Origin of the sequence: uncultured Campylobacter sp., assembly GCF_937997465.1 — a bacterium.
GTDB lineage: Bacteria > Campylobacterota > Campylobacteria > Campylobacterales > Campylobacteraceae > Campylobacter_A.
Genome location: NZ_CALKTQ010000266.1, coordinates 1 through 18,925, shown reverse-complemented (window position 1 = coordinate 18,925; position 18,925 = coordinate 1). Strand labels below are relative to the sequence as shown.

General features: G+C 46.1%; 25 protein-coding genes. 13 read left to right on the top strand and 12 right to left on the bottom strand.

Annotated elements, in window-relative coordinates:
• On the bottom strand, positions 1 to 371 hold a 371-nt coding region (locus Q0546_RS08845; RefSeq protein ID WP_298792301.1), incomplete at its 3' end, for a hypothetical protein.
• Positions 372 to 619: 248 nt separating this feature from the next.
• A complete protein-coding gene (locus tag Q0546_RS08840; protein WP_298792299.1) occupies positions 620 to 1,390 on the bottom strand; it encodes an exodeoxyribonuclease III in 771 nt (256 codons plus the stop codon).
• Between the two features lie 94 nt (positions 1,391 to 1,484).
• Between Q0546_RS08840 and Q0546_RS08835 the strand changes: the two genes are divergently transcribed.
• From Q0546_RS08835 to Q0546_RS08825, 3 genes are read left to right on the top strand one after another with little or no spacing between them, the layout of a single operon-like run.
• Positions 1,485 to 2,153 carry a hypothetical protein gene (locus Q0546_RS08835; RefSeq protein WP_298792297.1) on the top strand — a complete coding sequence of 223 codons (669 nt, stop codon included), beginning with the start codon at positions 1,485 to 1,487 and terminating at the stop codon, positions 2,151 to 2,153.
• Positions 2,154 to 2,163: 10 nt separating this feature from the next.
• Positions 2,164 to 2,418, top strand: coding sequence for a helix-turn-helix domain-containing protein (locus Q0546_RS08830; protein ID WP_298792295.1), 255 nt, complete (start codon positions 2,164 to 2,166; stop codon positions 2,416 to 2,418).
• Positions 2,415 to 2,816 carry a sel1 repeat family protein gene (locus Q0546_RS08825; RefSeq protein ID WP_298792293.1) on the top strand — a complete coding sequence of 134 codons (402 nt, stop codon included), beginning with the start codon at positions 2,415 to 2,417 and terminating at the stop codon, positions 2,814 to 2,816. The genes Q0546_RS08830 and Q0546_RS08825 overlap by 4 nt, the downstream gene beginning before the upstream one ends.
• A 587-nt stretch (positions 2,817 to 3,403) precedes the next feature.
• On the opposite strand, the gene prfA is transcribed toward Q0546_RS08825, so the two are convergent.
• Both prfA and rpsT read right to left on the bottom strand, forming a co-directional pair.
• The gene (gene prfA, locus Q0546_RS08820) at positions 3,404 to 4,471 is read right to left on the bottom strand and encodes a peptide chain release factor 1 (protein WP_298792291.1); all 1,068 of its coding nucleotides are present in this window, start codon (positions 4,469 to 4,471) and stop codon (positions 3,404 to 3,406) included.
• Positions 4,472 to 4,482: 11 nt separating this feature from the next.
• Positions 4,483 to 4,749 carry a 30S ribosomal protein S20 gene (gene rpsT / locus Q0546_RS08815; RefSeq protein ID WP_002949506.1) on the bottom strand — a complete coding sequence of 89 codons (267 nt, stop codon included), beginning with the start codon at positions 4,747 to 4,749 and terminating at the stop codon, positions 4,483 to 4,485.
• 364 nt (positions 4,750 to 5,113) lie between these two features.
• On the opposite strand from rpsT, the gene glmM reads away from it, so the two are divergent.
• The 4 genes from glmM (at position 5,114) to hemJ (ending at position 8,093) form a co-directional block, all read left to right on the top strand.
• On the top strand, positions 5,114 to 6,457 hold the full coding sequence (glmM, locus tag Q0546_RS08810; RefSeq protein ID WP_298792290.1) for a phosphoglucosamine mutase: 1,344 nt from the start codon (positions 5,114 to 5,116) through the stop codon (positions 6,455 to 6,457).
• On the top strand, positions 6,450 to 6,980 hold the full coding sequence (locus Q0546_RS08805; protein ID WP_298792289.1) for a signal peptidase II: 531 nt from the start codon (positions 6,450 to 6,452) through the stop codon (positions 6,978 to 6,980). The genes glmM and Q0546_RS08805 overlap by 8 nt, the downstream gene beginning before the upstream one ends.
• A complete protein-coding gene (locus tag Q0546_RS08800) occupies positions 6,970 to 7,332 on the top strand; it encodes an NINE protein (RefSeq protein WP_298792287.1) in 363 nt (120 codons plus the stop codon). The genes Q0546_RS08805 and Q0546_RS08800 overlap by 11 nt, the downstream gene beginning before the upstream one ends.
• Positions 7,333 to 7,658: 326 nt before the next feature.
• On the top strand, positions 7,659 to 8,093 hold the full coding sequence (gene hemJ, locus Q0546_RS08795; RefSeq protein ID WP_122868347.1) for a protoporphyrinogen oxidase HemJ: 435 nt from the start codon (positions 7,659 to 7,661) through the stop codon (positions 8,091 to 8,093).
• 188 nt (positions 8,094 to 8,281) lie between these two features.
• Here hemJ and Q0546_RS08790 read toward each other — a convergent pair whose 3' ends face one another.
• Entirely contained in the window at positions 8,282 to 8,536 is a 255-nt protein-coding gene (locus tag Q0546_RS08790; protein ID WP_298792284.1) for a helix-turn-helix transcriptional regulator, read from the bottom strand.
• Between the two features lie 16 nt (positions 8,537 to 8,552).
• Between Q0546_RS08790 and Q0546_RS08785 the strand changes: the two genes are divergently transcribed.
• From Q0546_RS08785 to Q0546_RS08770, 4 genes are read left to right on the top strand one after another with little or no spacing between them, the layout of a single operon-like run.
• Positions 8,553 to 9,137 (top strand): TerD family protein, encoded by a 585-nt coding sequence (locus Q0546_RS08785; protein ID WP_298792303.1) that lies wholly within the window; start codon positions 8,553 to 8,555, stop codon positions 9,135 to 9,137.
• A gap of 10 nt (positions 9,138 to 9,147) precedes the next feature.
• Positions 9,148 to 9,750, top strand: coding sequence for a TerD family protein (locus Q0546_RS08780; protein ID WP_298792282.1), 603 nt, complete (start codon positions 9,148 to 9,150; stop codon positions 9,748 to 9,750).
• Entirely contained in the window at positions 9,747 to 10,115 is a 369-nt protein-coding gene (locus Q0546_RS08775; protein WP_298792281.1) for a stress protein, tellurium resistance protein TerZ, read from the top strand. Before Q0546_RS08780 ends, Q0546_RS08775 begins: the two co-directional genes overlap by 4 nt.
• Before the next feature lie 9 nt (positions 10,116 to 10,124).
• Positions 10,125 to 11,129, top strand: coding sequence for a TerC/Alx family metal homeostasis membrane protein (locus Q0546_RS08770; RefSeq protein ID WP_298792279.1), 1,005 nt, complete (start codon positions 10,125 to 10,127; stop codon positions 11,127 to 11,129).
• 127 nt (positions 11,130 to 11,256) lie between these two features.
• Here Q0546_RS08770 and Q0546_RS08765 read toward each other — a convergent pair whose 3' ends face one another.
• From Q0546_RS08765 to Q0546_RS08735, 7 genes are all read right to left on the bottom strand, one after another.
• Positions 11,257 to 12,393, bottom strand: a complete 1,137-nt coding sequence (locus Q0546_RS08765) for a PLP-dependent aspartate aminotransferase family protein (protein WP_298792277.1) — start codon at positions 12,391 to 12,393, stop codon at positions 11,257 to 11,259.
• A 110-nt stretch (positions 12,394 to 12,503) separates the two neighbouring features.
• On the bottom strand, positions 12,504 to 13,142 hold the full coding sequence (locus Q0546_RS08760; protein WP_298792275.1) for an amino acid ABC transporter ATP-binding protein: 639 nt from the start codon (positions 13,140 to 13,142) through the stop codon (positions 12,504 to 12,506).
• The gene (locus Q0546_RS08755; protein WP_298085028.1) at positions 13,142 to 13,810 is read right to left on the bottom strand and encodes an amino acid ABC transporter permease; all 669 of its coding nucleotides are present in this window, start codon (positions 13,808 to 13,810) and stop codon (positions 13,142 to 13,144) included. Before Q0546_RS08755 ends, Q0546_RS08760 begins: the two co-directional genes overlap by 1 nt.
• 6 nt (positions 13,811 to 13,816) lie before the next feature.
• Entirely contained in the window at positions 13,817 to 14,569 is a 753-nt protein-coding gene (locus Q0546_RS08750; RefSeq protein WP_298792273.1) for an amino acid ABC transporter substrate-binding protein, read from the bottom strand.
• Positions 14,570 to 14,610: 41 nt separating this feature from the next.
• Positions 14,611 to 15,369: an amino acid ABC transporter substrate-binding protein gene (locus Q0546_RS08745; protein ID WP_298792271.1), complete on the bottom strand. Its 759-nt coding sequence runs from the start codon at positions 15,367 to 15,369 to the stop codon at positions 14,611 to 14,613.
• Positions 15,370 to 15,841: 472 nt separating this feature from the next.
• Positions 15,842 to 16,630 carry a pyrroline-5-carboxylate reductase gene (proC, locus tag Q0546_RS08740; protein WP_298792269.1) on the bottom strand — a complete coding sequence of 263 codons (789 nt, stop codon included), beginning with the start codon at positions 16,628 to 16,630 and terminating at the stop codon, positions 15,842 to 15,844.
• Positions 16,627 to 17,217 (bottom strand): hypothetical protein, encoded by a 591-nt coding sequence (locus tag Q0546_RS08735; RefSeq protein WP_298792267.1) that lies wholly within the window; start codon positions 17,215 to 17,217, stop codon positions 16,627 to 16,629. The genes proC and Q0546_RS08735 overlap by 4 nt, the downstream gene beginning before the upstream one ends.
• A gap of 369 nt (positions 17,218 to 17,586) precedes the next feature.
• Between Q0546_RS08735 and Q0546_RS08730 the strand changes: the two genes are divergently transcribed.
• Positions 17,587 to 18,426: a biotin synthase gene (locus tag Q0546_RS08730; protein ID WP_298792265.1), complete on the top strand. Its 840-nt coding sequence runs from the start codon at positions 17,587 to 17,589 to the stop codon at positions 18,424 to 18,426.
• Positions 18,426 to 18,773, top strand: a complete 348-nt coding sequence (gene crcB / locus Q0546_RS08725) for a fluoride efflux transporter CrcB (RefSeq protein WP_004321460.1) — start codon at positions 18,426 to 18,428, stop codon at positions 18,771 to 18,773. Before Q0546_RS08730 ends, crcB begins: the two co-directional genes overlap by 1 nt.
• Positions 18,774 to 18,925: the final 152 nt, after the last annotated feature.

Sequence of the window (18,925 nt, the reverse complement as noted above, 5' to 3'; positions counted from 1 at the left end):
CATTTAGGTTCTTGTGCTTCTAAATGAACATTTGAAAATTCTATTTGCGGAATAACTAGGTGCTGGATTTGATAATGTGTCGTTGTAAGCATTATTGTGGTTTTAAAATCTTGGCTATTTTGATCGTAAAAGAAAACCCATTTATTGGCTTTGTGATCATTGTCAAGCATTTTTACTTTTAGATCCGCTACCAAAGCGTCATATTTAGTATTTGGATTATCGCAAACTTCTTTTAGACTCGTTGCTATTTTTCCGCTAGGTTTACCGACTTTAGATGACTCGTTTTTACTAGAACCAAAATCAAAGCAACCGCTTAGGGTTAAAACGGTAGCTCCTGCTAAAATAGCCGATAAGATAGTTTTGTTCATCATGTTTTTTCCTTTAAATTTGATTACGTAAAAGCCTTTTGGCTCGCCTATTTGTCGCTTTTTTCGTTAGATATTATAATTATATACGCATATATCGCGGCTTAAGTTTAAGCGTTTGGTTTTTAAAAAGCGGGCGCAAAATTTGGACTTAAATTTGGCAAGTCGCGCGGCGAGTCAAATTTGACCCAAAATCGCCTGCCGAAAAAGCGTAAATTTAGCTCAAATTTGACCCGCGCCGCCCAAAAGCAAATTTAAATAAGCCCGTCCAGATCGATCTCGATACCGACGGGGCAGTGATCAGAACCCGTGATATCGCTCAGGATAAACGCGTCTTTTAGGCGGTCTTTGAGGCTTGCCGAAATGAAAAAATAATCGATCCTCCAGCCGACGTTTTTGGCGCGGGCGTTAAAGCGGTAGCTCCACCACGAATACGCGTCCGCTGCGTCGCCGCGAACGTGCCGAAAGGTGTCAATAAAGCCGCGTGCGACGACCTCATCCAGCCACGCGCGCTCGATAGGCAAAAAGCCCGAGGTTTTGGCGTTTGCTTTTGGGTTTTTGAGGTCGATCTCGCGGTGAGCGGTATTTACGTCGCCACAAAATATCACATCTTTGCCCTGTTTTACGAGCTCCTGGATGTAGGCTAGAAATTTAGCGTAAAAATCCATCTTGTAGGCTAGGCGCGTCTCGTCTTTTTGGCCGTTTGGAAAGTAGATGTTAAAAAGCGCGACGTTGCCGAATCTATGCTCCAAAACCCGTCCCTCGTCGTCGTCAAAAAACGCCGCTTTTTGCGTAGCGGAGCCAAATTTTGCTAGGCTCATCACGCCCGAGTATCCAGCGCGAGCTGCCGAATTTACGCTGATCTCGTTAAATCCGAGTTTATAAATCTCCGCAGGCACATCGCTCTCGCGCACCTTAATCTCCTGAAGGCCCAAAAAATCGGGTCTATGCTGCTCTAGCCAAGCAAAGCCATCTTTAGCCGCGACCGCGCGCAGTCCGTTTACGTTCCAGCTAATTAACTTCAAATTTTATCCTTTGTTAAATTTGGCGTATTTTATCGCAAGAGCCGTAAAATAAGCTAAAATTTAGTAAAATTAGGATCATTTTAAGGAGTAAAAAATGAAAAAAATCATCGTTTTATCGCTTGCGCTTGCCGCGTTTTTGGGTGCGAAAGAGATAGATACTGCCAAGATATTTTTGTCAGACGTCAAGTCTATGCACGCGTTAAAATCGTTTCTAAAAAAGAATAAAAACGATATCGTAAAGCTAAAACTCAGCTACTGCGTCAATGAAAACAGTATGCAATACTTAGAAGCCGAGGCAAGCAAGCGTAAAGAGGATGAAAACTATAGTCGTCTGGGCGAAAATTTCGTTATGGCGGACGGCAGCAAAATAACCTACGAAGGAAAAAATTACGACTTTGGCGAAGGATATGACGGAGATGTAAACACAGGTATTGAATACGGCGAACTAATGCTGGACGAGCCTAACAGCAATCACCTCAAAAATATATTTTTAAAAGTCGGAAATTCAAATTTTGGGCAAATATACAAATGGGAATACGAATGGCCTAATGAAGAAAGCGAGAGCAAAAAATGTAAATTTGGACAAGTCGTCCTAGACGGCGCGTTTTACGTTTATCATGAAGACGAAAATGAAAATGGTCGAGAAATGTATAAATACAACATGAGACCGGAACTTATGGGAAATGGCCCGGGCGATAAATACGATGCCTTTTTTCTCGATCCTATTGCGAAAAAATACTTTAAACTGCTAGAATACAAGTAAATTTAGCGCGATGACGGAGCTAGAGAGGGAGATTTTCGGTCAAATTTTGGGCGAGAAAAAGATGGAGATCATCTTGTTTTTAGCCCAAAATTCGGACGAAAACGGCTTCATAACCGTTAAAATTTCAGATATCTGCGAGCGGACGGACGCCAGCAAGCCCACCGTCACGCAGACCATCAAGCTGCTTGAAAATCGCAAAATTTTCGAGCGAGTGAAAAACGGGATTTATAGATTTAAAAATTTAAAGGAACTAGAGAAAAAATGAGGAAAATTTGGATACTCGTCGCTGCGGTTGCGCTCGCAAACGCCGCGATAGACGAGGTCGGGCTAAATGCCTGCATAAATAAAGGCGACGCCGCAAGCTGCGAAAAAACGCTCGCCGCGCTAGAAAAAAGCTGCGCAGGCGGCGACGCGCTGGCATGCTACTTTGCCGCGGAGTTTTACGCCAAAGGGCTAACGGGCTACAAGGATGGCGCAAAAGCCTTTGCGATCTACAAAGACGCCTGCGCCGCCGGGAGCGCGGAGAGCTGCTACGAGGAGTCGGTGTTTTATCTAAAAGGCGACATCGCGCCGCAAAGCTTTGAGCTATCGGGCGAGCGACTCAAAAAGGCCTGCGAGCTGGGCTCCAAACGCGCGTGCAATATACTTGAGCTAGCAAAGTGAAGCTGTTTTGCTTGCTAAAAAACGAGCTTTAATATGCGGCAAACATACGAGCGCGGGGTTAAATTTTAGCTTCGACGCGAAATTTTAAATTATTTCTAGTTATTAAATTTGGGTAATTTGCTACAAAATTTCACTCAAATTTTACAAAGCCGCTTGAAATAAATTAGACGCCTTGTTTATGGTTATAAATTTGAGAAATTTACGGGTTTTGCTATTTTTATAGAACCCGATTTCGAGCGCTAAATTTGGCTTTGACGGACGGTTTTTGTTTTGCGTATCGACGGTGCGGTAGGCTGGGAATTTGATAAATTTTAGTTGGATAAATTTGAAAATTTTATGTGTTATGGACGACCAAATTTTATCGGTTTACATACTTCAACTTAGTTTTATTTGATATTTTCCAACGCTAAATTTAAAAAAACAGATCCGAATTGACAACTATTTTTCAGAGATTTTTACCTAAAACGCGAAGATAAGTTGTTCTCAAATTTAACTTGCATGACGACTCCGTCTGCAGCAAAATTTGCATCCAAATTTAACGAAAATGCCGTATTGAAAATGCCGAAATTTTGAGTGAATTTTCAAATTTACAGATCGGCGTCCGATATCGCTTCGGCTTGATAATGCGCGATGAGAGGCTCGATAATCTCGTCGAAAAGCCCAGCCGCCATTATCGCGTCGAGGCGGTAAAGCGTCAAATTTATGCGGTGGTCGCTGATACGGTTTTGCGGGAAGTTGTAGGTGCGGATACGCCCCGAGCGGTCGCCCGTGCCGACTTGGCTTTTGCGCTCGCTGGTTTCTTTGGCTAGGCGTTCCTCTTCTTGTATCTCATAAAGGCGCGCTTTTAGCACCTTCATCGCGGCTTCTTTGTTTTTGTGCTGGCTTTTGCCGTCTTGATTTGTGACGACGATGCCGGTCGGAATATGAGTGATACGCACCGCCGAGTCGGTCGTATTTACCGACTGTCCGCCGTGGCCTGAGCTGCGCATAACGTCGATGCGAAGGTCGTTTGGATTTATCTCGATCTCGCTATCTTCGACTTCTGGCATAATAGCGACTGTGACGGCCGAGGTGTGTACGCGGCCTTGGCTTTCGGTCTCGGGCACGCGCTGGACGCGGTGAGTGCCGCCCTCAAATTTGAGCCTCGAGTACGCCCCCTTGCCCTTTATCAGCAAAATAATCTCTTTAAAGCCGCCCGTGTTGCCTTCGCTTTGGCTCACGATCTCGAATTTATACCCGCGAAGCTCGGCGTATCTGGCGTAGGCGTTAAACAAATCGCCCGCAAAAAGTGCCGCTTCGTCTCCGCCCGTTCCTGCGCGGATCTCTAAAAATACGTTTTTATCGTCGTTAGGGTCTTTTGGAAGGAGTAAAATTTTGATCTCTTCTTCGAGATTTTCTTTTTGGGATTCGAGATTTTTGAGTTCATCTTTGGCTAGCTCGCCAAGCTCGGCGTCATCGAGTAGGGCCTTGTTTTCCTCGATGTCCGTGAGAGTTTGCAGATAGGACTTTGCAGCCGAGGCGATATCTTCTAAATTTGATTGCTCTTTGGAGAGCTTGGTCATATTTGCGATATCGTTTGTGATAGACGGATCGCTAAGTAGACGAGAGAGCTCGTCGTAGCGATCCAAAAAAGGCTGCAGTTTGTCGGCTAACATTAAAATTTAGATTAAGCAGATAGTTTGTTTACGAGTTTTGCAAGGCGTCCTACGCGGCGAGAAGCTGTTTGTTTTTTCAAAAAGCCTTTGCTAACGAAGCTGTGGAAATCTTTGTTTGCCACTTTAAACGCGTTTAACGCGGCTTCTTTATCGCCTGCCTCAACGGCTACGCGCACGGCTTTAGTGATATTTTTAAGCCTAGTGCGGTAAAATCTGTTTCTTTCAGTCCTTTTGATAGTCTGTCTGGCTCTTTTTTCAGAAGATTTATGGTTTGCCATAATGTCCCTTTTGTCATAATTTTAGTCCGTGATTATATAAAAATCAGTTTTAAAATCCGCTTAATTTAAGTAAAATTTAAAGCGAGGAAATTTACAACTTAAATTTGGATATTTTTTGATAGAATAGGACGAAAATTTAATAAATTTATGGAATTTGCCAAGCAAAAGCTGTCCGGTAAATTCTGCGGTGCAGTATTTTGAGATAGATTTGAATGTTGTGCGGAAATTTTCGCTTTAAGGCTAGACCTCTGCTTGCAGTTGCGAGCAAAGCGAAGCAAAGGTAGTCTGCCGCATGGCGAAAATTTTAAACTCACTCAAAGATGCTCAAAAGACAAGCCGATATTAAGTCATAAAAGGAAAAACGATGAAGCTATTTGGCACCGACGGCGTCCGCGGCAAAGCAGGCGAAAAACTATCCGCCTCAACGTCCATGCGCCTTGCTATGGCTGCGGGGATATATTTTAGACAGTTTGCGTCGCATACGAACACTATTTTGCTAGGCAAAGACACGCGCAAAAGCGGCTACATGATCGAGACCGCCATCGTCGCGGGGCTCACGGCCGTGGGCTACAACGTCCGTCAGATCGGCCCGATGCCTACTCCTGCGATCGCGTTTTTGACCGAGGATATGCGCTGCGACGCGGGCATTATGATCAGCGCCTCGCACAACCCCTACTACGATAACGGCATTAAGTTTTTCGACAGCGAAGGCAATAAACTGGGCGAAGAGGCCGAGGCGCAGATAGAAAAAATTTATTTTGACGACGCGCTCATCGAGAGATCGCAAAAACAGATGCTAGAAATCGGCGCCGCAAAGCGCATCGACGACGTCATTGGCCGCTATATCGTGCAGATAAAAAACTCATTTCCTAAAAACCTAAGCCTGCATGGGCTGCGAGTGGTTTTAGACGTCGCAAACGGCGCTGCGTACAAAGTCGCTCCGACTATCTTTAGCGAGCTAGGAGCCGAAACCATCGTCATAAACGACGAGCCAAACGGTAGCAACATAAACCTAAACTGCGGCGCGCTCTATCCTCAAAATTTAGCCTCCGAAGTCGCGCGATTAAGGGCGGATCTGGGCTTTGCGTTTGACGGCGATGCCGACAGACTCGTGGTCGTAGATGAGCGCGGCGAGGTGGCAAACGGCGATAGTTTGCTAGGCGTCATGGCGGCATTTTTACAAGAAAACAAAGCCCTAAAAGGCGGCGCGGTCGTGGCTACGGTGATGAGCAACGCAGCGCTCGAAGACTACCTAAAATCCCACAAAATCAAGCTCCTGCGCGCAAACGTCGGCGACAAATACGTACTTGAAAAGATGAAAGAAAACGGCACGAATTTCGGCGGCGAACAAAGCGGCCACATCATCTTTAGCGACTACGCAAAAACGGGCGACGGGCTCGTGGCGGCGCTGCAGTTTGCGGCACTGGTGCTAAAAAAGGGCAAAAAAGCGAGCGAAATTTTAAGTGAGATAAAACCGTATCCGCAAATTTTGCTAAATTTAAAGATAACCGAGAAAAAGCCGCTTGAGAGTATCGCAGGGCTAAAAGAGCTTGAAGCAAGCCTCGCAAAAGAGGGCATCCGCTCGCTATTTCGCTACTCTGGCACCGAAAATCTCATCAGGCTTTTGCTCGAGGGCAAGTGCGCCGACGCGCTAAAAACCCGCATGGACGAGGTCGAGAAATTTTTCCTAAAAGCGTTAAATGGCTAAAATTTTAGGCGTTTTTTTCGCGGCGTCTTTCGTCGTTTTCGCGCTCGATCAGGCGGTCAAGCAGATATTCTTGGGCGGTTTTTCGTGGCAGGGCGAGTATTTTTCGCTAGTGCTTGCATACAACCGAGGCGTGGCGTTTTCGATGTTTGCGTTTCTTGGCGAATGGCTCAAATTTATCCAGCTAGCGTTGATTGCGGGCGTTTGCGGCTATCTACTCTGGCGGCTAAAGCGCAAATTTGACGCGCGAGCTGCGGCGAAAACGGAGCCAAATTTGACCCAAAGCGGCGAGAAAAAAGAAATTTTAGAGGAGCACGCGCTAGGAGCGGGTATAATCCTGGGCGCTGGCAGCTCAAATTTGCTCGATCGCTTCGTTCACGGCGGCGTCGTGGATTACGTCTACTGGCACAAGTGGTTTGAGTTTGCGATATTTAACCTCGCAGACGTTATGATCGACGCCGGGGTCGTGCTCATACTCTGGCAGAGCTTTGCCACTGGGCGAAAGGGAGTCAAAAATGGGCGATAACGTTTATATAGCATACGCGCTTTGGCTGCTTACGGGCTGGTTTGGCGGGCACAGATTTTATCTGGGTAAATTCGTGAGCGGTTTTGTGATGATGGCGCTGTTTTTCATCGGATATAGCTTTGCTTGGGCGATCGTGGGTTACGTATTTTGGGCGCTTTGGGGCGCATGGTGGCTCTTTGATCTGCGCTTAACCGGCGCGGCCGTCGAGAAAAATCAGAAAAAAGAAGCGCTAAAAGACAAACTACGCGCGCAAGACCTAGAAGAGCGGCTTAGACGCCTCTATGAGCTGTACGAGAGCGGCGCGATAAGCAAAGAGGAATTTGAAGCGAGAAAGGAAATTTTGCTGGGGTGACGGTCGGTTAAATTTGATATATTCAAATTTAACTCTTTGCGAAATCGTCCTTTTGAGCGATCAAATTTAAATTTACCGACCGAATTTTGGCATTTTCAAGGTGCGGGTCTTGGCGAGTAAAATTTACAAATTTGAACGTAAAACGATAAGGTGAAGTATTTTGAGATGATTTTTGGGGTTTTCTGCTTCGTAAGCTCGCAGCTGCAAGCAGAAGAAGTTAAAATTTGACAAAGATAAGGCATGTAGCCTATCGGCCAAATTTTAACAAAATCCGCAAAAAGCGCTCAAAAGACAAGCCGCTAAAATAAAAATCAAAAGGAGAAAAAATGGCAGAGTATTACAACCTCATCAAGTATTTCCACTACTTATGCTTCATCTCGTGGATGGCGTTTTTGTTCTATCAGCCGCGCCTCTACGTCTATCACGCGGAGAATATGGACAAGCCCGACTTCGTGCGCGTCGTCGAGGTGCAGGAGTATAAGATGTACCACTACATCGGCTGGGTCGCGCTGATCGGCACGTTTTTGACGGGCATTTTGATTATCGTCGCGATGCCTGAGCTTTTACGTAGCGGCTACATGCACGTCAAGCTCACCGTCGTCGTTATCCTCGCGGCGTTTCACCTAGATCTTGGCCGCTATATGGTGCAGCTACGCGAGAAACGCTGTAACAAGAGCGGTATGTTCTTTCGCGCTTACAACGAGGTGCCGACCATCGCTATGGTTATCATCATCTGGATGATGGTGTATAAGCCGTTTTAACCGCGCTAAATACGCGCCCCGAGGTGCGGCAAACCCGCTTCGCCTCGGGATAGCGAAGTAAAATTTATTCTTATATTTTTGAATTATATCTTGCAAATTAGGCGTATAAAATTGGCGCCTAATTTTGATTTTATTCGATCAAATTTAGACCTTGACCACATAAAAGACGATAATCCAAAATTAAATTGCTAAAATTTAAAAATCTCTCCGACCTCTACATTTAAAATTTTTGAAATTTTATAAATATGCTCAAGATTAAAGTGTTTATCGTATCGGCAACTCTCACAGTTTGAATAAAATGCGACCGATTTTATATCCATACTTAGCGCCATATCAAGCTGGCTAATACCTTTATTTTCACGCAACTTACGGACGTTTGTAGAAATTTGCATATAAAAATTTCGTATCTCGTCGGCGCCAAAAAAAGCTAAATTTTCGCCCATTATTCTATCCTATAGGATAAATAATTTTCAAGGAGGCCAAAATGGCGGTAGAGTTAGTTTAAGTAAAGAAGCTCCAGAGCTAACTAAAATTTTAGTAGGACTTGGCTGGGATACGAATACTAGCGATACGGGAGCGGAATTTGACCTAGATGCGAGCGCGTTTTTAGTAGGAGCTTCGGGAAAAGTAGAAAACGAGAAAAATTTTGTCTTTTACAACAACCTAGTTAGCGCGGACGGCTCGGTAGTCCACACCGGCGATAACCGCACTGGAGAGGGTGACGGCGATGATGAATCCATAAAAATCGACCTAGCCAAAATTTCGCCAAGCGTCAAAGAGATCGACATAGTCGTCACCATCCACGAAGCAGCCGCAAGAAGGCAAAATTTCGGTATGGTAAGAAATTCGTTTATGCGAATCGTCGATGAAAGAAGCGGCAAAGAGATAGCCAGGTACGATTTAGGAGAAGATTTTTCTACCGAAACCGCGGTGTCGTTCGGTAAAATTTACTTTAAAGATAACGAGTGGCGCTTTGCGGCTAACGGAAGCGGCTTTAAAGACGGACTAGCCGGATTTTGTAGGCAGTTTGGACTAGACGTTTAGGAGGCAAGCCATGGCGATAAATTTGGTCAAAGGGCAAAAAATATCGCTCGCCAAAGACGACGGCGGGCATCTACATAGCTTTTGCGTAGGAGCAAACTGGGGCGCTATAACCGAAAAAGGCTTTTTTAGAGATAAGATAAAGCCTGTGGATTTGGATCTAAGCGCTGCGATGTTTGACTCAAACAAACAGTTTTGCGATGTGGTTTATTTTGGCAAAAAATCAGCCCCGGGCGTATTTCACAACGGAGATGATTTAGTCGGAGACGTGGGAGGCGACGACGGACTGGATAACGAAATAATCAGCGTCGATCTTAGCCGTTTAAACTCAAACGTAGAGCAGATATTTTTCGTGCTAAATTCTTATAATCAAATCGACTTTGATAAAATTCCGTTTGCCAGCATTAGACTTTACGAAGGCACGCCAACTAGGGTAAATAAAGTATTCGCATCGTATAATATCGTACGAGACAGTGCGTTTGCATACAAAGTAGCGATGATTTTAGGCAAGCTATATAAACGAAACGGCGAGTGGAAATTTTCGGCTATCGGCGAGCCTACGAGCGACAGGAAGCTTGATGAGCTTATTTTAAATTCCGTAGTGAAGTACTTATGAAAATTTTATTTTTCACAGCGGCAGCTGTCGCGATTTTGGGCGCATTTGAGATAGAGGGCGGTTACGAGATCCCGCCCTCGGCACAAACTTACGGCAATGCACCGGTAATAAGCGATACAATGATGCAAGAGTGCGTAAAAATTTACAACAAAGCGCTTACGATAGAAAGAACGTTAAATCCTAATCACGTAAATAGATATTCAAGCGACGAGGTAAATTTATACAATCAAAACGTCCGTATGCATTCGCAGCTCATAGACTGGTTTAATGCAAATTGCGCCGGCAAACAATCATACTCGGCGTGCAAGGCGGCGCAAGAGCTAAACCGCCAAAGAGGGCTTCCCGAACAAAGTTGCGGGTATTAAGGAGAATTTTTGGATAGTTTAGAATTTCAAACAATGATCGTTTTTATCGTATTTGCTGCAGCGGCATTTGCGATAGATTTTTTTGCGCACAAAAAAGACGAAAAAATCTCGCTCAAACAAGCAGCGCTTTGGTCTATTTTTTGGATAGCCGTTTCCGTAGCGTTTGGCGGATATCTGTATCTTGCCGTTAGTGGCGAGGCGGCGAGCCTATTTTTTTCAGGTTATATTTTAGAAAAGTCGTTATCCGTGGATAATTTATTTGTTATGATGGCAATATTTTCATGGTTCAAGATTCCTGAAATTTACCGTCATAGAGTACTGTATTTTGGCATTATAGTCGCGGTTATATTTAGACTCGTCTTCGTAGCCGTCGGAACGAGTCTGCTCGGGATTTCGCTGTGGATGGAGTTTGTTTTTGCTGCCATGGTAGCTTATAGCGCGGTAATGATGATAAAAAAGGACGATGATGAAGAGGAGATAGAGGACTACTCAAACCACCTGGCTTACAGGGCGGTTTATAGATTTTTTCCTATTTTTCCGCGTCTTCTAGGGCATAGCTTTTTCGTAAAAAATAGCGAGATTTCGGCTCAAATTTCAGCAGACGAAAAGGCAAAACTGCAAAATCAAATCTCCAAACTAAACGCCAAATGGATAGCTACGCCGCTATTTTTGTGTCTTTGCGTTATAGAGCTTAGCGATGTTATGTTTGCTTTTGATAGCGTTCCGGCCGTTATCGCCGTGAGTCGTGAGCCGCTTATAGTTTATTCGGCGATGATTTTTGCGATTTTGGGACTTAGGACGCTTTACTTTGTGCTAGAAGCACTAAAAGACTATTTGGTATATTTAGAAAAAGCCGTTAAAGCGCTTTTGTTTTTTATCGCAGCAAAGCTCGCCCTAAACGCGTCAGCACATATCTTTCATCACGGATTTGAGATTTCAGCGCAGGTTAGCTTGTGGATCATTTTGGGGATTTTAAGCATCGGAGTTTTGGCTAGTTTATTTAAAACAAAATAGTAGAACGATCAAATTCATGCACATGACCGTTTTGATATGCTCTGTAGCCAAGTTTGAGCAAAACTCGGTACGCCTCTATTTTGCGCACCGAGTATAAAGTTAAATTTGTTCGAGCTTGCAAGCAAAATTAAATTTTAGCTTTATTTATTGCCTGCTCCAAATCCGCGATCAAATCATCCGAATTTTCGATACCGACGGCAAGGCGTAGCAAACCTTGAGTAATGCCGATTTTGGCTTGTAAATCCTGCGAATAAGATTCATGAGTCATTGAGGCCGGATGGCAGATTAGACTCTCTACGCCGCCAAGACTAACGGCCAGGTCAAAAAGTTCTAGACTTTTAGCAAAAATTTTATAGTCGTAGCCATCCTTTAGCTCCAGCGAGATTAGCGCGCCGATACCGCTAGCTTGGGCGTTTTGGATGCGTTTTTCCTCGGCCGAAAATGAACCTGCGTAATACACGGCTTTAACAGCCGAGTTTTTTTCTAAAAATTCTACGATTTTTAGCGTATTTTCGCTTTGTCTATCAAATCTCACGCTAAGAGTTTTGAGGCCTCTTATTAGATTATAAGCATCTGCGGGGCTTAGCGTCGCGCCGAGAGTATTTTTCATAAAAGCTATACGCTCGGCTAACGCATCGTCGTTCGTAGTCACGATTCCCGCAATTACGTCGGCATGTCCGCCGATATATTTCGTCGCGCTATAAACGACGATATCGGCACCAAATTTGAGGGCTTTTTGATAATACGGCGTCAAAAAAGTATTATCGACGACGACAAGCGCGCCGTTTTTATGAGCTAGCTCGGCTAGCCGGGCGATATCCGTTACTCGCAGTAGCGGATTTGACGGCGTTTCGATAAATATCATCTTAACGTCTTCGTCTAGACGAGAGATTTTATTTAGATCTTCAACGAGTTCAAATTTGATCCCGAAATTTGCGAAAATACCGTTTGCGTAGCGGTAAGTACCGCCGTAAACATTGCTGTTTAAAAGCACTTTGTCGCCGCTTTTTAGCAGGTTAAAAACAGCCGAGGTCGCCGCCATGCCCGAAGCTAGAGCAAATGCGTATTTGCTATCTTCAAATTTGGCAAAAAGCTCTTCAAATGCATTTCTCGTTGGATTTGCGCTACGAGAATAAGCGTACTTTTGAAAGTCGTCTAAACCATCTTGCGCAAACGTCGTGGCTAGATAGATAGGCGGAACGACCGCGCCGTGAGGATTATTTTTGGCTTCGAGGCCTTTTACGATTAGTGTATCTATTCTCATTTTTTTCCTTTAAATTTTAAAAATCCATCGCCGAGATAAATTTAACTATGCGCGGCGAGTTGCTACCGAAAAATTCCTCAGCCGTACCGTCAAATTCGATATTGCCGCGCTCAAAATAAAATTCGATCCGCGACTTTGCGGGCGAAGTTCATATTGTGCGTGACGATGATGAGCGAGTCGCGCTCCTTGCTAAGGCTGCCGATAACCTTCAAAACCTCTGCCTCAAGCTCCGGATCAAGCGCGCTCGTAGGCTCGTCCAAAAGCAAAAAATACGGCTTCATCGCAAGCGCCCGCGCTATCGCCACTCGCTGCGACTGACCACCCGAGAGCCTACTTGGATACTCGTGCTCCTTGCCCTTTAGCCCGACCTTTTCAAGTAGAGCCAGAGCCTCAACTTCTGCCTGCTCTTTTGGGATTTTTAGCACCTGCACGGGGCCTTCGGTTACGTTTTGCAAAGCCGTTAGATGCGGAAATAGATTAAAGCTCTGAAAGACCATCCCCGTGTGTTCGCGAAACGGCAGCATATCTTTTTGCGAAATTTTACCGACGAAATTTATCTTATCGCCTCCAAGCTCGAGCTCGCCTCCATCCGGGATCTCGAGTAAATTTATGCAACGCAGTAGGGTTGATTTACCAGAGCCCGAGCTTCCTAAAATAACCGTAGTCTGCCCGTCTTTAAATTCTAAATTTAAGCCGTTTAAAACAACGTTGTCGCCGAATTTCTTAGTCAAATTTTTAAATTTTATCATCACACGTACCTTGAAAATCTCTTCTCGAGCCTAGCTTGCAAAAACGTCAAAAACGTGCAAACGATCAGATAAAAAAGCGCGGCTAGCACGTAAAGCGTGAGCGGATCGAAAGTGCGCGCGGCGATGCGCTGAGCGACCATAAACATATCGACCATCGTGATAGAAGCCGCAAGCGAGGTGTCTTTTAGCGTGCTGATAAAGATATTTGAAAGCGGAGGCAGCGAGATACGAGCGGCTTGCGGAGCGATGATACGGCGTAAAATTTGCGTATAACTCATCCCGAGCGCCGTAGCCGCTTCCCACTGGCCTTTGGGCACCGAAAGCACGGCCGCCCTAACGGCTTCGGAAGCGTAAGCGCCGATATTTAGGCTGAAAGTTATGATCGCCGCGCTCCAAACATCGAGCGTAACGCCCACGATCGGCAGACCGAAATATACGATAAAAAGCTGCACCAAAAGCGGCGTGCCGCGAAATATCCAGATATAAAATTCGCTAAGCTGCTTTAAAATTTTGATATTTGCTATGCGCGCAATCGCCGTTAGCACCGCGATAAGAAGCCCCAGCGAAAAGGAGATCGCCGTAAGAGGCAGCGTCACCTTTATCATCGCCAGCGCCATAGGTTGTAGCGAGCTTAGCAAAAGCTCGCTTATGCGGTCAAATTCGTTCATCGCCATCTACCGCGAGACATCTTTGCCGAAATACCTGATCGAAATTTCAGCCAGCTTGCCTTCGTTTTTTAGCTCCTCTATCGCCTTGCTGATCTGCCCCGCAAGCTCCGTATTGCCCTTTTGCACGATAGGTGCGGTATAGTCGGTATCGCTTCCCTCGGCGGCTATTTTAACCGGAGCGCCCGGGCGCTGCTTGATGAAGTCGTAAAATACGATATTATCGCGCACGACGGTATCTACGCGCTTGCTAACGAGAAGCTCCATGCTCTTGCTAAAGCTATCGACCGTGACGTTTTGCGCTCCGTAGCTAGCGGCCACCTTCGCCCAGTTGCTGGTAGCGGAGTCCGCGTTTTTCTTACCTTTTAGATCATCAAAGCTTTTGATGTCGTCGTTATCTTTATGAGTGATGATGGCGCCGTGCACGACCGTATAGGGCTGCGCGTAGTCGTATTTTTTCTTGCGCTCATCGGTAACGCTTACTTGATTAAATACCGCATCGGCCTTGCCTGCATCAAACGCCGCAAGCATCGCATCCCACGGAGCGGTTAAAAACTCGATCTTTAAATTTAGCTTCTTAGCGACTTCGCGGGCGATATCTACGTCATAGCCCTTTAGCTCGTTTTTATCGTCGTAGTATGAAAACGGCGCGTAAGTACCTTCCGTAGCGATCGTTAAAACGCCCTCTTTTATGGTTTTTGCGTTTAAATTTAGCGTAAGAAGCGCACCTAGAGCCAAAATTTTTAGTAGTTTTGAAACCATCTTTTATCCTTTAAATTTAGCTGCTTTTATGCGAGTAAATTTTACTCCGAGATATCTTTGCCGAAGTATTTGACCGAAATTTCTTTTAGCTTGCCTTCGCTTTTTAGCTCGCTAAGAGCCTTGTTTACGTCATTTACGAGCTCTTCGTTGCCCTTTTTTACGATGGCTGCGGAGTAGATCGGCTCATTGCCGCTAGCGGCTATTTTTAAAGGTGCGTTTGGACGCTGATTTATGTAGTCATAGAAGGTCACGCTATCGTTTATCGTCGCATCCGCACGGCGGCTAATAATGAGCTCCACGCCCTTGCTAAAGCCGTCTACGGTGACGATTTGCGCGCCGTATTTTTGCGCGATGCCGGCCCAGTTGCTGGTTGCCGAATGCGCGCTTTTTTTGCCTTTTAGATCCTCGAAGCTTTTGATTTCGTTATTATCTTTATGTGTGACTAGCGCGGCGTAGGCGACGGTGTATGGAGCGGTATAGTCGTATTTTTTCTTACGCTCGTCCGTGATACTTACTTGATTGAACACGATATCGGCCTTACCCGCATCAAATGCCGCAAGCATCGCATCCCACGGAGCTTCGACGAATTCCGCTTTTAAATTTAACTTCTTTGCCACTTCGCGTGCCACTTCTACGTCGTAGCCGGTTAGCGCGTCGTTTTTATCGTGGTAGGAGTAGGGTGAATACGTGCCTTCGGTCGCGATTTTCAAAACGCCGTTTTCGAGAGTTTTTGCATTTGCGCCGGTTAAAAGAGCGAAGCTCGCCAAAGCAAGTAGAGAAGATTTTAGTAGTTTTTTCATTTTTTATCCTTTTTAAATTTATCGTTGGCTATTCATCTAAAAAGGCCCGCGAGTGCGGAGTTGAAAATATCTTTTTAAATGTTTAGCGACCTGCTAAGCACTTAAAGAGATATTCGTGCCTAGCGCCCTAGCTTTTCATTTCGCAACAACACATGTCGCACATATCGTTTTTCATAGCGTACCTTTCGAGTAAAATTTGGCGGTGATTTTATGCAAAAAAAGTTTAAGATAAAATAAATTTATATCAAAATTTTGGATTTTATTTTTTAAATGATATAAATTTTGGATACAAAATCGGCTCAAATATTGACAGGACCGAGCTATAAGTTAAATTTCAAATTTTACGAAAATTAAAATTTTGATTAGAATTTTTAAATTTAACTCGTAATCTAGAACAGGTCGCGTCTATAAGTAAAAATCCACGCCTTTAAACTCTAAAAATCGTTTTTAAGCGTCGACCAAAGCAGTAAATTTACTTAGTGCGCGCCTTTTTGACGCACGCACCCACTGCATCCAACACCGCCGCGCGAAACCCGCCGTTTTCCAGCGCTTTGACCGCTTCTATCGTCGTGCCGCCAGGCGAGCAAATTTCGTCTTTTAAGGCTGCAGGATGCTTGCCGCTTTTTAGCATGAGTCGCGCCGAGCCTGCAACGCTAGCCGCGACGGCTTCGTACGCCAGCGCTCTAGGCAGCCCCTCGAGCACTCCTGCATCGGCCGCTGCTTCGATAAACATAAAAACATAGGCCGGCAGGCTACCTGCGATGCCCGTAAATGCGGCAAATTTAGCTTCCTCCAGCTCATAAACGGCGCCGAAATTTTCAAAAATCTCTCGCACCGCAGTCCGCTCGTCCGCGCTTAAATTTTCGTTAAAGCACAGCGCGCTTACGCCCTCTGCGATTGCCGCGGGAGTGTTTGGCATCGCGCGCGCGATCTTAGCCTGTGCGCCTAAAATTTGCATGCTTTGCTCCAGGCTAAAGCTCGGGGCGAGCGTGACTATAACCTTACCTCTCGCCACCTCTTTTATCAAATTTAATATACCCTCATACGCCGCGGGCTTAGTCGCTAGCACCGTGACATCGGCCGCCGACGCGACCGCAGCCTCGCTCTCGCAGGCGTTTACGCCGCACTTTTCGCGCAGATCCGCCGTTTTGCTCCTGGCATAGACAAATACTCGCTCGCCGCCCAGCCTTTGCGCCAAATTTTCGATCATCGCGCCGCCCATATTTCCGCCGCCGATAAAGCCGATTTTAGGATTTTTCATTTTACCGCCTTTTTTAGAGTGCCGATTTTGACCACCTTGCCGGCAAGCGCCTCGCGCACCGCCGCGCTATCTGCCCAGATAGCGCCCGTAACCTGCCCCGGCGTCAAGGTATAAACGCCGCCCGTCTCGGCCTCGTCGCTAGCCTTAAACTCGTTGCCCACGACTAGCTCATAGACGTCCTTCGTGTCGTTTTCAAATTTGATCGCTGCTTTTAGCATCGGCGCTTCGCCCTGTTTCGCCGCGCCCGCGTACTGATCGAGCATGTTTTTACTAAGCTTGCCGTAGACGTCGCCGTCTTGGCCTAGATATATCCGCACGGCGCGCTTATCCGAGTTTTTGCCGCCCTTTTCGCCCTTGCCTACGCTAACGCTCATCTCGTAGGCGGTTTCTCCCGTCGGAAAATCCTTAAATTTAGCGTCCGGGACGAAAACCCGCACGTTGTCCGTTACCGTTTTCGTCTCGTGCGTCTGCGGCGTTATACCCGTTAGCACGAGCGTGGATTTCACGTCCGAGCTTTTATCCGAAGCAAGCGCGGAGATCGGCACCCGTGTAAGCAGCGTCGTCTCGTAGCAACCGCTAAAAAACAAATGCCGCAACGAGAGCAAAGATAAATTTTAGTTTTTTCATAGATTATCCTTTAAATTTGCGCCGATTTTAGCATAAATTTTGCCTTTGCGTGCCTGTGCGCCGACTCGCGACGGGTCAAATTTCATCGCCGAAAAAGTCGCCGCGGGTATCGCAAATCTAGGTATCTTGCCACACCGAAAAAATACTAATTTGGCTTTAAATTTGACCCCGAATTTAAGCGCAAAACGATAAGGCGAAGTATTTTTGTCATAGACGAGGCGGATGAGCAAGGGCAAAGGAGCGTATATATAATACGTAACTGTAGCCCGCAGCGAAATCCAACGAAGTATAGGGCAAAAAAAACGAGCCGCTAAAAAAGGAATAATCTAATGAAAACTATTATGTTGTGTGCCATTTGTTCGGTAAGTTCTGGCAACTGCTCCGAGGACTGCGGCTACTGTACGCAAAGTGCGGGCATAAACGCCGATATCGAAAAATACAAAATCAAATCCGCCCAGCAAGTCGTCGCCGAGGCCAAGATCGCGGCAGCCAACCATGCGCTAGGCTTTTGCCTCGTCACTAGCGGCGCAAGGCTCACGGACAAAAAGACCGAGGAGATCGCCCGCCTCGCGCGCGCCGTAAATAAAGAAGTCCCAAACCTCATGCTGATCGCTTGCAACGGCATGGCGACGCTGCCGCAGCTAAAAGAGCTAAAAAGCGCGGGCGTGTTTAGCTACAATCACAACCTTGAGACCTCGCGCGAGTTTTTCCCGCAAATTTGCTCGACGCATAGCTGGGACGAGCGCTGGCAGACCAACATCGACGCCAAAGAAGCGGGGCTAATGCTTTGCACGGGCGGCATTTACGGGCTTGGCGAGAGCGAGGCCGACCGCGCGAGCTTGCAAGCTAGCCTTGCGAAGCTTGATCCGTTTTCTAGCCCGATAAATTTCTTTATCCAAAATGACGCGCTACGCGTCAAACGGCCGCCTATGGGAGCGGACGAAGCCCTACGGATCATCGACGACACCGTCCGCGCACTGCCTAACGCTCGCGTTATGATAGCAGGCGGTCGCGAGAAAATTTTAGGCGAACGTCAATACGAAATCTTTGATCACGGCGTCTCCGCCGTCGTCATCGGCGACTACCTCACGACCAAGGGCGAGGTCGCCAGCCGCGATATCGCCGAGTTTAAAGCGCGCGGATTTAGCTTCGCGACGCTTTGCCACTGATGCAAAATTTGCTCTTAATCGGGTGCGGCGGATTTTTGGGGTCGGTTTGTAGAGCTGTTTTAAGCGGCGCGGTCGCTAAATTTTGCCCCGATTTTCCGCTTGCTACTCTTTGCGTCAATGCTCTTGGTAGCTTTTTGATCGGCGTACTACTCTCATTAAATTTGAGCGAAAATTTAAGGCTATTTCTAGTCGTCGGCGCGCTCGGCGGTTTTACGACGTTTTCGACGTTTAGCTATGAGACGGTGCGCCTTTTTAGCTCGGGACAAAATTTAGCCGCATTTTTAAACGCGTTTTTTAGCGTTTCTGTTTGCCTCGGGTTTTGTTATCTAGGCACCGTTATTCGCTGAAAATCTAAATTTTATGCACCTAGCTCAGTACCTTTAAAGTGCTAAATTTGGTTTTGTTAAATTTAAGATTCTCCAAATTTTTTTAGTTTTTCTTTTTCTTGGGTGGCGGAAGGGCTTTCTACTTACGGTCTGCTTGCAGCTACGAGCGAAGC

What these genes read in the sequence shown, in the direction of transcription:
- Q0546_RS08755 (WP_298085028.1), bottom strand. Translation starts at nt 13,810, where the DNA reads ATGAACGAATTTGACCGCATAAGCGAGCTTTTGCTAAGCTCGCTACAA.
- Q0546_RS08835 (WP_298792297.1), top strand. Translation starts at nt 1,485, where the DNA reads ATGAAAAAAATCATCGTTTTATCGCTTGCGCTTGCCGCGTTTTTGGGT.
- rpsT (WP_002949506.1), bottom strand. Translation starts at nt 4,749, where the DNA reads ATGGCAAACCATAAATCTTCTGAAAAAAGAGCCAGACAGACTATCAAA.
- Q0546_RS08775 (WP_298792281.1), top strand. Translation starts at nt 9,747, where the DNA reads ATGAAAATTTTATTTTTCACAGCGGCAGCTGTCGCGATTTTGGGCGCA.
- Q0546_RS08730 (WP_298792265.1), top strand. Translation starts at nt 17,587, where the DNA reads ATGAAAACTATTATGTTGTGTGCCATTTGTTCGGTAAGTTCTGGCAAC.
- Q0546_RS08745 (WP_298792271.1), bottom strand. Translation starts at nt 15,369, where the DNA reads ATGAAAAAACTACTAAAATCTTCTCTACTTGCTTTGGCGAGCTTCGCT.
- Q0546_RS08750 (WP_298792273.1), bottom strand. Translation starts at nt 14,569, where the DNA reads ATGGTTTCAAAACTACTAAAAATTTTGGCTCTAGGTGCGCTTCTTACG.
- proC (WP_298792269.1), bottom strand. Translation starts at nt 16,630, where the DNA reads ATGAAAAATCCTAAAATCGGCTTTATCGGCGGCGGAAATATGGGCGGC.
- Q0546_RS08765 (WP_298792277.1), bottom strand. Translation starts at nt 12,393, where the DNA reads ATGAGAATAGATACACTAATCGTAAAAGGCCTCGAAGCCAAAAATAAT.
- Q0546_RS08830 (WP_298792295.1), top strand. Translation starts at nt 2,164, where the DNA reads ATGACGGAGCTAGAGAGGGAGATTTTCGGTCAAATTTTGGGCGAGAAA.
- Q0546_RS08790 (WP_298792284.1), bottom strand. Translation starts at nt 8,536, where the DNA reads ATGGGCGAAAATTTAGCTTTTTTTGGCGCCGACGAGATACGAAATTTT.
- Q0546_RS08805 (WP_298792289.1), top strand. Translation starts at nt 6,450, where the DNA reads ATGGCTAAAATTTTAGGCGTTTTTTTCGCGGCGTCTTTCGTCGTTTTC.
- crcB (WP_004321460.1), top strand. Translation starts at nt 18,426, where the DNA reads ATGCAAAATTTGCTCTTAATCGGGTGCGGCGGATTTTTGGGGTCGGTT.
- Q0546_RS08760 (WP_298792275.1), bottom strand. Translation starts at nt 13,142, where the DNA reads ATGATAAAATTTAAAAATTTGACTAAGAAATTCGGCGACAACGTTGTT.
- Q0546_RS08800 (WP_298792287.1), top strand. Translation starts at nt 6,970, where the DNA reads ATGGGCGATAACGTTTATATAGCATACGCGCTTTGGCTGCTTACGGGC.
- Q0546_RS08825 (WP_298792293.1), top strand. Translation starts at nt 2,415, where the DNA reads ATGAGGAAAATTTGGATACTCGTCGCTGCGGTTGCGCTCGCAAACGCC.
- hemJ (WP_122868347.1), top strand. Translation starts at nt 7,659, where the DNA reads ATGGCAGAGTATTACAACCTCATCAAGTATTTCCACTACTTATGCTTC.
- glmM (WP_298792290.1), top strand. Translation starts at nt 5,114, where the DNA reads ATGAAGCTATTTGGCACCGACGGCGTCCGCGGCAAAGCAGGCGAAAAA.
- prfA (WP_298792291.1), bottom strand. Translation starts at nt 4,471, where the DNA reads ATGTTAGCCGACAAACTGCAGCCTTTTTTGGATCGCTACGACGAGCTC.
- Q0546_RS08780 (WP_298792282.1), top strand. Translation starts at nt 9,148, where the DNA reads ATGGCGATAAATTTGGTCAAAGGGCAAAAAATATCGCTCGCCAAAGAC.